General features: G+C 40.2%; 11 protein-coding genes. 1 reads left to right on the forward strand and 10 read right to left on the reverse strand.

Annotated features, from left to right (window positions below; genetic code table 11):
* The first annotated feature begins 23 nt into the window (after positions 1 to 23).
* Positions 24 to 743 carry a 3-ketoacyl-ACP reductase gene (locus tag M3610_RS00185; protein ID WP_098575175.1) on the forward strand — a complete coding sequence of 240 codons (720 nt, stop codon included), beginning with the start codon at positions 24 to 26 and terminating at the stop codon, positions 741 to 743.
* Positions 744 to 999: 256 nt separating this feature from the next.
* Here M3610_RS00185 and M3610_RS00190 read toward each other — a convergent pair whose 3' ends face one another.
* From M3610_RS00190 to M3610_RS00235, 10 genes are all read right to left on the reverse strand, one after another.
* Positions 1,000 to 1,920 carry a patatin-like phospholipase family protein gene (locus M3610_RS00190; RefSeq protein ID WP_251455887.1) on the reverse strand — a complete coding sequence of 307 codons (921 nt, stop codon included), beginning with the start codon at positions 1,918 to 1,920 and terminating at the stop codon, positions 1,000 to 1,002.
* A gap of 167 nt (positions 1,921 to 2,087) precedes the next feature.
* Positions 2,088 to 3,056, reverse strand: coding sequence for an electron transfer flavoprotein subunit alpha/FixB family protein (locus M3610_RS00195; RefSeq protein WP_251455889.1), 969 nt, complete (start codon positions 3,054 to 3,056; stop codon positions 2,088 to 2,090).
* 21 nt (positions 3,057 to 3,077) lie between these two features.
* Positions 3,078 to 3,842, reverse strand: coding sequence for an electron transfer flavoprotein subunit beta/FixA family protein (locus M3610_RS00200; RefSeq protein WP_251455891.1), 765 nt, complete (start codon positions 3,840 to 3,842; stop codon positions 3,078 to 3,080).
* Positions 3,843 to 3,887: 45 nt separating this feature from the next.
* On the reverse strand, positions 3,888 to 5,438 hold the full coding sequence (locus M3610_RS00205; protein ID WP_251455893.1) for an acyl-CoA carboxylase subunit beta: 1,551 nt from the start codon (positions 5,436 to 5,438) through the stop codon (positions 3,888 to 3,890).
* Positions 5,422 to 6,483, reverse strand: a complete 1,062-nt coding sequence (gene meaB / locus M3610_RS00210; RefSeq protein ID WP_251455895.1) for a methylmalonyl Co-A mutase-associated GTPase MeaB — start codon at positions 6,481 to 6,483, stop codon at positions 5,422 to 5,424. Before meaB ends, M3610_RS00205 begins: the two co-directional genes overlap by 17 nt.
* Positions 6,484 to 8,640, reverse strand: a complete 2,157-nt coding sequence (gene scpA / locus M3610_RS00215; RefSeq protein WP_251455897.1) for a methylmalonyl-CoA mutase — start codon at positions 8,638 to 8,640, stop codon at positions 6,484 to 6,486.
* Positions 8,628 to 10,769, reverse strand: a complete 2,142-nt coding sequence (locus M3610_RS00220; protein WP_251455899.1) for a methylmalonyl-CoA mutase family protein — start codon at positions 10,767 to 10,769, stop codon at positions 8,628 to 8,630. Before M3610_RS00220 ends, scpA begins: the two co-directional genes overlap by 13 nt.
* Positions 10,770 to 10,814: 45 nt before the next feature.
* Positions 10,815 to 11,357, reverse strand: a complete 543-nt coding sequence (gene accB, locus M3610_RS00225) for an acetyl-CoA carboxylase biotin carboxyl carrier protein (RefSeq protein WP_251455901.1) — start codon at positions 11,355 to 11,357, stop codon at positions 10,815 to 10,817.
* A 37-nt stretch (positions 11,358 to 11,394) separates the two neighbouring features.
* A complete protein-coding gene (accC, locus tag M3610_RS00230) occupies positions 11,395 to 12,747 on the reverse strand; it encodes an acetyl-CoA carboxylase biotin carboxylase subunit (RefSeq protein WP_251455903.1) in 1,353 nt (450 codons plus the stop codon).
* A complete protein-coding gene (locus M3610_RS00235; protein ID WP_251455905.1) occupies positions 12,740 to 13,204 on the reverse strand; it encodes an acetyl-CoA carboxylase biotin carboxyl carrier protein in 465 nt (154 codons plus the stop codon). The genes accC and M3610_RS00235 overlap by 8 nt, the downstream gene beginning before the upstream one ends.
* Positions 13,205 to 13,411: the final 207 nt, after the last annotated feature.

Below are 13,411 nucleotides of genomic sequence, written 5' to 3' on the forward strand. Positions count from 1 at the left end.
GTAATAATTTTAGGAGTGATAAAATGATTTCTTTAAATGGAAAAACTGCAATAGTTACTGGCGCAGGTAGAGGCATTGGACGTGCTACTGCTATCGCCTTAGCAAAAGAAGGCGTTCATTTAGGCCTAATCGGCTTAAATATGGCTAATCTAGAAAAGGTAGCTGCTGAACTAGCACAATTTGATGTAAAGGTTTCTGCAGCAACTGCAGATGTGACCGATCTTGAATCCGTTACCCATGCTGTTGAACATATCAAATCAGACTTAGGCCCAATTGATATCCTAATCAACAATGCTGGTGTTGCTAAATTTGGTGGGTTCCTTGATCTAACACCAGAAGAATGGGAAAAAATCATCCAAGTCAATTTAATGGGTGTGTATAATGTAACAAGAGCAGTATTACCAGGAATGATTGAAAGAAAATCAGGAGATATCATCAATATCTCTTCATCTGCTGGCCAAAAAGGTGCTCCAGTTACAAGTGCTTACAGTGCTTCTAAATTCGCTGTTTTAGGGCTAACAGAATCACTTATGCTAGAAGTAAGAAAACATAATGTCCGTGTTACTGCTTTAACACCAAGTACGGTCGTTACAGATTTAGCCATTGATACAAATCTTGTTAAAGGCAATGAAGAAAACGTGATGCACCCAGAAGACCTTGCAGAATTAGTCGTGGCTAGTTTAAAATTTAATCCAAGAGTATTCGTTAAAACAGCTGGATTATGGTCAACAAATCCATCATAAAACGAAGCAGATCCAGTGGGGTCTGCTTCTTTAGTTCGTACAAAATACTCTTATATGTATCTATGATACAAGGACATTACTTTCTATAAATCAACAATTAACTGGTTAACTTCATTCTGTGCTAAGCGTACAAGTATTTAATCGTATAAAGTAATAATTTGCCCATCCATGATTTTAATTAAAATATAATTTTTCCTATTAGTTCTTCCCTTTTATATTTATATCGCAAAACTTTTCATTTACATGGCCTTTTCAGCTATTTATTCTTTAATCTATTAAATCGATTAATTTTATATTGTTCAAAATCCCATTTCGATAAAAATTCTTTTGTAGAAAAATAGCCCGACCTATAGAGAAAATCGACTTCATCCCTATCCAAGTCAAAATCAGTAGCATTGATGTCACCTGTTGGAATTTGAATGGTCCGTTCAATTGCATCCTTGTTCAAATATCGTAAGTCATGGGCCTGAATCATTGTTTTAATTATGTTTTTAAAAAGGTGGAGGGGGGTTGGAATAACAGCATCTATGTTCACTTTATCTTTAACAAAACGAAAGCCGAACGTTGGAAACCGAGGATTGGCCGTATCAAATAACCATATTGGGAAGTTACTAAGTAAACCGCCATCTAAAATATAAGATTTTTTGCTGTCTTTTGATTTCCAGATAACAGGACGGTAAAAAAATGGCAACGATGCACTCATCATAACGGCGGATGAAATTTTTAAATCAGCAGGAGTCATCCCATAGCGGTCCAGATCATCTGGTAAAATAAGCATTTGCCCATTCGAAACATCAGAAGCAATGATTTTTAATTTATCTTTTGGAAGATCCGCAAACGTCTTAATCCCTTTATTTGTAAGAAGCGAATCCAGCCATGTTTCCAAATAATCATTTTTATAAATACCAAGATGAAACATTAGTTCTAATAAGGAGCCAAAAATAGGAATTCGATTCAAGTACGTCCTGCCTCGAAGCTTTGAAAAATCTAGTTTACTTAATTGATCTCTAATTTCATAGCTTTTATAATCGCTGGCCAAAAGTGCAGCGATGATAGCTCCAGCTGATGTTCCAGCCAATCTCTGCCATTCAACTTTTTCCTCTTCCATCGCATGAATCGCTCCAATAAAAGCAATTCCCCTAGCCCCACCACCTTCAAAAACAGCATCTGCCTTCAATATTTTCCACCTCGCTGTTTATTCATTCATTATATATCCTACCTATTTCATTGATAAGTAAGAATCAAACGAAAATTAATTACTCTATAATAGTATCTTTATAGTATACTGCCTGTGATTATACGTCGAAAGTCATATTTCCCATTTCTTTCTACCTCATCTAATATTTAAGAATTTACTAGAACTTTTTTAAACTCTTCCGCAAGAAGTGGAACTACCTCAAACAAATCACCAACAATACCGTAATCTGCGATTTGAAAGATTGGTGCTTCAGGGTCTTTGTTTATTGCTACAACGACTTTCGAGTTAGACATCCCCGCCAAATGCTGAATGGCACCAGAAATCCCGCAGGCAATATATAAATCTGGAGTTACGACTTTTCCCGTCTGTCCAATTTGTAAAGAATAATCACAGTATTCAGCATCACATGCGCCTCTGGATGCTCCGACTGCCCCTCCAAGAACTTTCGCAAGTTCCAATAGCGGTTTAAAACCTTCTACTGATTTGACCCCTCGTCCACCTGAGATAATTATCTTTGCTTCAGATAGGTCTACACCGCCAGCGGTTTTACGCACTACATCCTGTACAATTGTACGTAGATCTTTGATTTCAACAGGATAACGGACAATTTCAACTGTTACTTTGTTTTCTTTCACTGGGATATTATTCGGTCGAACCGTTGCAAATGGAATGCCAGAAACTACTTTCTTTTTTTCAAACGCTTTCCCCGAGTAAATGGGACGAGTAAAGATGACTTCACCATCTTCCATCTGAACATCAATAACATCGGAGACAAGACCAAGTCTAAGTCGTGCTGCAAGGCGTGGTGCCAGATCCTTCCCTATCGCAGTGTGTGGAAGTAAAATGGCTTCTGGTTGTACTTCATCAAAGACCTGCTGCAAAGCTTGCGTATACGCATCTGTTGTGTATACATCCAATTCTTCGTTGCCAAGGATATACACCTTATTTGCTCCATATATTCCTAAAAGGTGTGCGTAATGAGTAGCCTCACTGCCAATAGCAACAGCGATAATTTCTCCTCCTTCAGCAATGCGCTGTGCTGCTGTTAACACTTCTTGAGATACTCCTCTTAATTTTTTTTCTTTTGTCTCTGTCAATACAAGTACTTTTCTCATATATTCTCATCCTCCTAGAGTTTAGATTACTTTCGCTTCATTACGTAAAAGTGCAGCCAGTTCAGAAGCTTGATCCTTTAGATCTCCGTTTAGGATACGTCCTGCTTCCTTTTTCTGTGGAAAAAATGTCTGTGTGACAACCGTTTTTCTTTCAACATCTTCTACCAAATGTAAATCATCTAACTCTAAACACTCAATTGGCTTTTTCTTGGCTTTCATAATGCCAGGAAGGGAAGGATAACGCGGTTCATTTAATCCTTGTTGCGCTGTGATTAGGACTGGAAGAGATACTTGGATCTCCTCTTTATCCCCTTCGACATCACGTTCAATCGTGGCTTTATTTCCTTCGATGTCCAGCTTTGTAATAGTAGTTACCTGTGGAATTCCTAGTTCTTCTGCTAGCCGTGGACCTACTTGCCCACTGCTATAATCAACTCCCACATTGCCAGCTAAAATAATGTCAAATTCTCTATATTTTATAACCGCAGCCAGGATTTTAGCTGTACTATATTCATCAAAATCAAGATCTTCGCTATCAACAAGAACCGCTTTGTCTGCACCCATTGCTAGTGCTGTCCGGAGAGCATTCTCTGAACGTTCGGGTCCAAATGTGATAACCGTTACTTCACCACCGTGCTCCTCCCGCAGTTTAATCGCTTCTTCAATGGCATATTCATCGTATGGGTTGATGATAAAATTTACCCCATCTTCATTAATGATCCCATTTTGCAGAACAATTTTTTCTTCCGTATCGAATGTTTGTTTTATTAAAACGATGATATTCATTTTTATAACCCCTTTACAAGTTCATTTTTTTGGATTGCAGGGTACTTACAACGGAATATTACCATGCTTTTTTTGCGGTCTCGATTCTTTCTTGGTTTTAAGCATTTCAAGAGATTGTTTAAGAACTTTTCTCGTATCCCTTGGATCAATCACGTCATCAACCATTCCGTGAGACGCAGCAACATAAGGATTCGCAAACATGTTCCGATATTCTTCAATTTTTTCTGACCGAGTCATTTCCGGGTTACTGCTTTGGTTAATTTCTTTCGCGAAAATAATATTTGCTGCTCCTTCAGGCCCCATAACGGCAATTTCAGCATTGGGCCATGCATAGACAATGTCAGCGCCGATTGCTTTCGAATTCATCGCCACATAGGCGCCGCCAAATGCTTTTCTCAGTATGACAGTTATTTTTGGTACGGTTGCTTCAGAATAGGCGTAAAGAATTTTTGCCCCGTGTCGAATGATTCCTCCGTGCTCTTGGTTGACACCAGGGAAAAACCCCGTCACATCTTCAAAAGTTATGATTGGAATATTAAATGAATCACAGAATCGAATGAATCTGGAAGTCTTATCCGAAGAATTTATATCCAGCCCTCCAGCCATTACTTTAGGCTGATTAGCAATCACTCCCACACTATTTCCATCAATGCGTCCAAAACCAACCACAATATTTTTCGCATAATCCTTTTGTACTTCCATAAAATCTCCGTAATCTAGAACTTGTTCTAAAACCTTACGAATGTCATATACTTTTGTTCCATTAAGAGGTACTAGTTCAAGTAATTCTTCGCGCCATTCACTTTCTTCACTAATTGGAATTGCCTGAGGAGTTTCCGAATTATTTTGAGGGAGAAAGGTAATCAATTTCCTTACCTCATCCAAGATCTCCGTTTCAGAATCCCCTGTAAAATGCGCACATCCACTGATGGAGGAATGCACCTTAGCACCACCAAGATTCTCCGCAGAAATGTTCTCACCAGTTACAGTTTCAATCACCTTAGGACCTGTAATAAACATTTGACTGGTTTTTTCGACCATAAACACAAAATCAGTAATCGCTGGAGAATAGACTGCCCCGCCGGCACAAGGGCCCAAAATGACAGATATTTGTGGGATTACCCCTGAATAGATGGCATTCCGATAAAATATTTGACCGTATCCGTCTAAGGAAACAACGCCTTCCTGAATCCTAGCCCCGCCAGAATCATTAAGACCAATAATTGGTGCTCCATTTTTAGCTGCCAAATCCATGATTTTGCAAATTTTAGTCGCATGCATCTCCCCTAAAGCTCCACCAAAAACGGTAAAATCTTGAGCAAATAAGTAAACTAGGCGGCCATGAATTTTTCCGTAGCCCGTTACAACCCCTTCTCCTGGAGCTTCTATTTGATCCATTCCGAAGTGGGTGGTACGATGCTGAATAAAGGGATTTAACTCCACAAAGGAATCCTCATCCAGCAATAAATCAATCCTCTCTCTTGCAGTTAGTTTCCCTCGGCTATGCTGTGTATTGATACGGTCGTCACCGCCGCCGAGCTCAACCTTACTCTTCCGGTCCGATAAATCATAAATTTTCTCATAAACAGTGCTCATTGGTTATCTCCACTTCCTTTCTAGATGACCCTGAAGGTGACATTGTGTTTTCAAAAATTTCTACTAATTTTTTCGCTGCTTTTGGAGCGGTTAATGAACCCTTATCTACTGAATGTTCTATCTCTGGAATAATTTGTTGAATATCAGCGTTCGAATAAAAGCTAGATTTCAGATGTTCATGGACGATACTATACATCCAATTCAACTTTTGTTTTTTTCTACGTTCACGAAAAATTCCGGACGAAATTGAATTTTGACGAAAGTCCTTGATCACGGACCAAATTTCTTCAATCCCATCCCCCTCCAAAGCAGAACAAGTATACGCCTTACTAGTCCACCCGAAAGTCGATGGCTTAAGAAAGTGTAATATTCGGTTAAACTCAGCCTTAGCAGCAGCTGCTTTCTTTTTGTTATCACCATCAGCCTTATTAATCACAATGGCATCCGCTAATTCCATTACACCCTTTTTAATTCCTTGCAATTCATCGCCGGCCCCAGTCAGGGTTACTAGTAAGAAAAAATCTACCATTGAACGGACGGTTACTTCACTTTGACCCACTCCAACTGTTTCTATCAGGATCACGTCGTAACAGGCGGCCTCACATAAAAGCATCGTTTCTCGTGTTTTTCGAGCAATTCCTCCGAGGGTACCTCCTGTTGCAGATGGACGGATATACGCATCGGGATTTCTTGATAAGGAATCCATTCGTGTTTTATCCCCTAAAATGCTGCCTCTCGTTATGGTGCTGCTTGGATCAATAGCTAGAACAGCAACTCGATGACCTCGCTCACACAGCCATTGACCAAGTGCTTCTATTAAAGTACTTTTTCCAGCTCCGGGAACACCTGTAATGCCAATTCGAATAGAGCGGCCCGTCTTAGGAAGTATTCTGGACAAAACGTTTTCTGCCATTTCCTTATGCACGGGCAAATGGCTCTCAATTAATGTAATGGCCTGAGCAAGTATCGTCCGATTTCCTTCCAAAATCCCTCTTACATAGTCATCTTCTGAAAGTTTTTTCCTTCCTTTACCTTGTAGTTTCATTTAGATCGCTTCCTCTAGACGACGATTAATTTCTTCTAATACTTTTTGTGCAGCCACGGGAATTACTGTCCCAGGACCAAAGATCGCGGCCGCTCCATTTTCTTTTAAAAATTCATAATCCTGAGCTGGTATCACACCTCCAGCTATAATCACAATGTCTTCACGGCCTAATTTTTTTAATTCAGACATTAATTTAGGAAGCAATGTCTTATGGCCCCCAGCTAAAGAGCTCATCCCTATGACGTGGACATCATCTTCTACCGCCTGAAGAGCCGTTTCTTCTGGTGTTTGGAATAGAGGGCCAATGTCCACATCAAATCCTAAATCTGCAAAAGCCGTGGAGATTACCTTCGCTCCGCGATCATGACCATCTTGACCAAGCTTAGCAACCATGATTCGCGGCCGTCGTCCTTCCCGAGCTTCAAAAGCATCCGCTTGTTTCCTTACAATTTCTATTTCATGTTCTTCACCGTATTCGGCACTGTATACTCCAACGATCGAGCGGACCACAGCCTTATGACGTCCAACCACCTTTTCATAGGCATTTGATATTTCGCCAAGGCTTGCTCTTGCTCTAGCAGCCTCGATGGAAAGGGCTAACAAATTGCCTTCGCCAGTCTCTGCTGAATGGGTAATGGCATGAAGGGTTTTTTGCACGAGTGACTCATCACGATTTGCACGCAGCTTCTGCAGTCTCTTGATTTGTGCTTCTCGAACAGCGGTATTATCCACTTCCAGTACATCGATTGGATCTTCTGTCTCCAATCGATATTTATTCACACCTATAATCGTTTCTTTTCCAGAGTCAATATACGCTTGACGCCTGGCTGCAGCTTCTTCAATCCGCATTTTGGGTAAACCGCTTTCAATGGCTTTTGCCATTCCACCCAATGACTCCACTTCTTGAATATGCTCCCAGGCTTTGTGTGCCAATTCATGTGTTAATGATTCTACATAGTATGAACCACCCCATGGGTCAACCACATTACAAATACCTGTTTCTTCTTTAAGATATAGCTGCGTATTACGAGCAATCCTTGCCGAGAAATCAGTCGGTAAAGCAATCGCTTCATCCAAAGCATTCGTATGCAAGGATTGAGTATGTCCCATAGTTGCTGCCATTGCTTCGATACAGGTTCTAGTCACATTATTATACGGATCTTGTGCTGTCAGGCTCCAACCTGAGGTTTGGGAGTGTGTACGGAGGGCCATCGATTTATCGTTTTTTGGATCAAACGATTTCATAAGTTTTGCCCACAATAAACGTGCCGCTCGCATTTTTGCAACTTCCATAAAGTAATTCATTCCAATTGCCCAAAAGAATGATAACCTTGGGGCAAAAGAATCGATATCGATTCCTGCTTTCAATCCTGTTCGAACATATTCCAACCCATTTGCCAAGGTATATCCCAGTTCTATATCTGCAGTCGCCCCCGCTTCTTGCATATGGTAACCAGATATACTAATACTGTTAAATTTCGGCATATTCTTGGAAGTGTAGGAAAAGATGTCCGCAATAATTCTCATTGATGCTTCCGGTGGGTAAATATAGGTATTCCTAACCATGTATTCTTTTAAGATATCGTTTTGAATGGTCCCCGATAATTGTGATTGGTGGACCCCCTGTTCTTCAGCTGCCACGATATAAAAGGCTAAAATCGGAAGGACTGCACCATTCATTGTCATGGATACTGACATTTTATCCAATGGAATCCCATCAAAAAGTAGTTTCATATCCAAGATGGAATCGACCGCTACCCCTGCTTTTCCGACGTCACCTTCTACCCGTGGATGATCGGAATCATAACCGCGATGTGTCGCCAAATCAAAGGCAATTGACAAACCCTTTTGTCCAGCAGCTAAGTTCCGGCGGTAGAAAGCATTACTTTCCTCTGCGGTGGAAAATCCGGCATATTGACGGATCGTCCATGGCTGGCTTACATACATGGCGGGATATGGTCCTCTTAAAAACGGAGCCATTCCTGACACAAAACTCAAATGTTCCACATCGTTGAGGTCGGAATCGGTGTAAAGCGGTTTCATTTGAATGTTCTCTAACGTATCCCATACTGCATCAAATTCTTTCCTTTCAGGAAGAATGGTGGTTGAAAAAGTATCCTGGAAGGACATTTTCGTAAAATCCGTTACTTTATACATTTTCTAACTCCCCCCAATTCTTGAAGTTCAAGCAGCATTTGATAGATGTTCACTTCTGGGTGAATAAAATCATTTACTCCCGCCTGGATGTACAAGCCTTTATCCACTTGCGACGGATTTCCTGACAATACAATCGGTACCTCCTCCTTATACCTCCTAATATTTCGTGCTAAAGAAGAAACAGCCTCCGAATAATGATCTTCACGAGTACAAATGACAACAATGTTTGCTTGAGAAAAGCGGTAAGCCGTAACTGCTTCGGTTATGGTAGGAAGTCCTTCATGTTGAATCACTGTAAATCCCCCAATTTCAAAAAAATCAGTTATGAAATCGATACGATGCTTATCATTTGGAAGTACTCCAATATTCGTTACAAATACCTTTGGAAGTCCTCCCGTCCTCTTTTTGTATGCATCTGAATTCCTGCGAAGTTCTTCAAAAGGTTCTGCCGCGCGGTGAATGTGCAGTGTTTGAATGGAAGGCGTAATAAAAACGGGCAGCTTTATTGCTGCAACCAAATCTTCAATGGATGCACCTGTTTTTGCAGCGATGATTGCATTTTCGATTGCATGATTGGATATGAAGTCTTGTATTGCCTCTTTAACAAAAAGGGAGTTGACGAGCGAATTTTGGTGATCATCGTAAGAATCAACCTGATCCAGTGCTGACGTTTGGTTTTGGAACTTGTTTTGTTCATTCGAAACTCTACTGCCGATTGAGGGCTCGCTCAATTTAGGATAGATATTGACTCCAACGAACTTTTGTGTCCTTCGTTTAATGTTCTCCGTTTTTTCATCAGCGGTTCTCGCTACAATTTTTTGAGGAAAACCCTCTTGCAGTGCACTATACATTCCACCCAACTCTTCCACTTTTTGAAAAAGCTCCCACGCTTTTTCTGCCAGAGAAAAAGTTAATGTTTCAATATACCAGGATCCTCCGGCTGGATCCACTACCTTCCCCAAATGAGCTTCCTTTTCTAGTATCAATTGTGTATTCCGTGCGATACGACGAGAAAATTCATCAGCCGGACGAATGGCCTCATCAAATGGAGATACACAAAGACTATTAACCCCGCCCATAATTCCAGCAAAAGCTTCCACCGTACCTCTTAAAATATTGACGAAAGGATCATTTATTGTCTTTGTCCATGCGGAAGTTCGTGCATGAATGTGCATCTTTTGTGAAGTTTCATTTCCGCCTAACTCCTTTACAATACGCGCCCACAACATACGTGCAGCACGAAATTTCGCCATTTCCATAAAAAAGTTTGAACCAATTGAAAAGGAAAAACTCATTCGCTGCGCAACTTCATCAATCGAATTGTGTTGATTTACTAGATTTCGAAGATATTCAACTCCAGTGGCAACGGCAAACGCCAATTCCTGAAATGCATTCCCACCCGCTTCATGGTATGGACGAGCACCGATCATTATAGTTTGTAATTTTGGCGCATGCAGTTTAGACCACTTAGTTAAATCGGACATTAATTCATATGCCTGATTGATAGAGTAAGGAAGCGTTCCTTTTAGGGTGAGTTTGCCCAATGGGTCCATTCCAATACAGCCTCTTATTTTCTTGGTATCTACCTTTTGTGTTTTTAAATAGGCCATCAAAGTTGCAAAAAATGGATAACCAGTACTACCAGATTCGATATATATTGGAATTTCCTCCAAATTAATATCTTGGAATGCTATTTGAAAATCTTGTAGATTTGATAGGGAAACACCCAGGGGATGTATTTTTCTCTGATTCGAATTAGGTTCATACCATTTGTCTTCGTTTATGACCATATGTAACATGGTTTGCCCTTTTTCCAGATCATTTCTTGCTGCATGATTAAACTCTTCTGGTGTTGAATAATTCAATTCCTGACAAACATCCCAGGGTACTTCCCTATAGCCTTCTTCATTGGTACCTCTCATATATGGAAAATCACCTGGCAGTGAGGATAAATGAGGATAGTTTTCGACATCCTCTTTCCTATACATAGGTTGAAGTAGAATTTCTTCATAGGTTTTTGTTACTAGCTTTTCTTCAATCGAAGCCCCTTTTAATGATTTCTCCACGACTTCTCGCCACTGTTGAAATGATGGTGTCGGAAATTCTTGAAACAAAGATTTTTCTGTCATCCTTTCAATTAACCCCTTTCTTTTTTTCTGACCCCTTCATTTCAGTTATGACGTCTGTTTTACTAAAAATAGGGGTTGACCATATTCAACCAGTTGACCATTTTCAACTAACACTTCGGCTATTTCTCCCGTCATTTCCGCTTCAATTTCATTGAACAATTTCATGGCTTCAAGGATACAGACAACGGTTGATTTATCAACCTCGTCACCAATTTTTACAAACGGGGCGGCATCCTCCGCTGGCGCCTTGTAAAACGTCCCTACCATAGGAGAAACAATCTTTGCTAGGTTTCCAGTTTCCTGAACTTCTGGTGTCCTTTCCTCTTTTTTGACAATTTCCATCGTGACTGCCGCTTGATTAGTGCCATCAGAAATCTCTTTCGTTGTTGCTTCTTCTACAAGAGATGATGCCTCAGAGATTGAAGGTACAGCCAGTTTAATAGATTTGTTTTCTTGAATAAGAGCGGGACTTATCATTCCATTTCGCCGAAGAAAAATGCTGGAATCCCCCTTCATTATTTCTAAGCACTCTATTGTCGATTCATCAATTAATCTAATCATTTCTCTTATTTCATGAATTTTAAACATGTCTCTTTCTCCCCTTTAAAAATAGTAACAAGTGGAATTACTCCTCTAACTGTACTGGATTTGTTTCAAGAAATTTCGTATTAAACTGACCTTTAACAAAACTTTCATGTTCAAGTAATTTTTGATGGAAAGGAATAGTCGTTTTTATTCCGCTAATGACAAATTCATCAAGCGCCCTTTTCATCCTCCTGATGGCTTCTTCACGGTCTTTTCCCCAAACAATTACTTTTGCTGCCATCGAATCATAAAAAGGAGATATCTCACATCCAGGATAGACTGCACTATCAACCCGCACACCATACCCCCCTGGAGGCAGGTACATTTCCACTTTCCCTGGGGAAGGCATAAAATTCTTAGCGGGGTTCTCTGCATTGATCCGACATTCAATTGCCCAGCCGTTTATTTTTATATCACTTTGGTTGAACGACAGCGGGTATCCTGCTGCCACTGAAATTTGTTCCTTGATTAAGTCAATCCCAGTAATCATTTCTGTCACGGGATGTTCTACCTGTATGCGCGTATTCATTTCCATGAAATAAAATTGACCATTTTTATCTAAAAGGAACTCAACTGTGCCTGCACCATGGTAACCAACAGCTTTTGCTGCCGATATTGCTGCCTTACCCATCTGTTCACGAATCTCTTGTTCAAGGGCTGGTGACGGGGCTTCTTCCACAAGTTTCTGATGGCGCCGTTGGATGGAACAGTCTCGTTCCCCTAAATAGACGATATTTCCATGCATATCTCCCATGATTTGAATTTCAACATGACGAGGTTCTTCCACGTATTTCTCGAGGTATACACCAGCATTTCCGAATGCCGTTTCAGCCTCTTTCTGTGCTTGAATGATGGCTTTTCGTAAAACTTCTTCATCCTCCGCTACTCTCATTCCCTTCCCGCCTCCGCCAGCAGTAGCTTTTACAATTACAGGGAAGCCAATTTCCTTCGCTATCGTTACAGCTTCTTCAAGATCTTTAATTAAACCATCGGTTCCAGGAACCGTAGGCACCCCAACACTCTTCATCGTTTCTCTTGCGACCGCTTTATCCCCCATTTTTCTGATCGCTTCTGCTTCAGGGCCAATAAACGAAATGTCACAATCCGCGCAGATTTCAGCAAAAGTAGCGTTTTCTGCTAAAAATCCATAACCAGGGTGGATGGCATCCGAATTTGTTAATAGAGCAATGCTAATGACGTTTGTCATATTCAAATAACTTTCTGTTGATGGGGTTGGGCCTAAACAATATGCCTCGTCTGCCATTTGTACATGAAGGGCTTCACGGTCTGCTTCAGAATAAACAGCTACAGTTGATACCCCCAATTCTTTACACGCTCTAATCACACGTACAGCAATTTCTCCTCGGTTAGCTATAAGAACCTTTTTAAACATGTACAAGTTCCTTTCCAGCAATTATTTTAAAGATTGGATGTCCATAATCGATGAGTTGTCCCTCTTCCACGAGAACTTCAGAAATAACGCCGTTATGAATTGATGTGATATCGTAATTTAAATTGAGTGCCTTCACGGAACAACGGCCAATTAATGAACCATTTTCAACTTTGTCTCCTGGTTTTGCTAAGGATTGAAACGTACCAACATGGTTTGATTGGAGCACACGTGGTTGCGAAGTCAAATCGGCCTTAGATTTGACTTCACCGGAATTTTCAGTTATTTGTACGTCAACTGAACAACCTAATTGAGTAGATGGCTCCTTTAAATGAACAACCTGAGAAGGTTTCCCCTTCTTTATTAAAATTTTAAGTCCCTCATTTTTCACTTCCAAACTATCAAGAGACGATTGATCTACTAACCTCACCATTTCTCTTATTTCAAGCATTTTAACCATTTCTCACACCCCTGCTTATTTTTTCAATTAATACTTTAATAGAGTTATGCCATTTTTATTATTTTAACTTTTCAGTTTTTTAATGTAAAATACATAAAAGTTACTTATCATTAATTAATAGTTAAAGTTTATATATACATCTTCATCAACGAGAAGAGTCTATTTTTCACATTTAAGAGAAATAAAAAGAGCCAATGAAAAACAGGA

Source organism: Neobacillus sp. MER 74, from assembly GCF_023714155.1.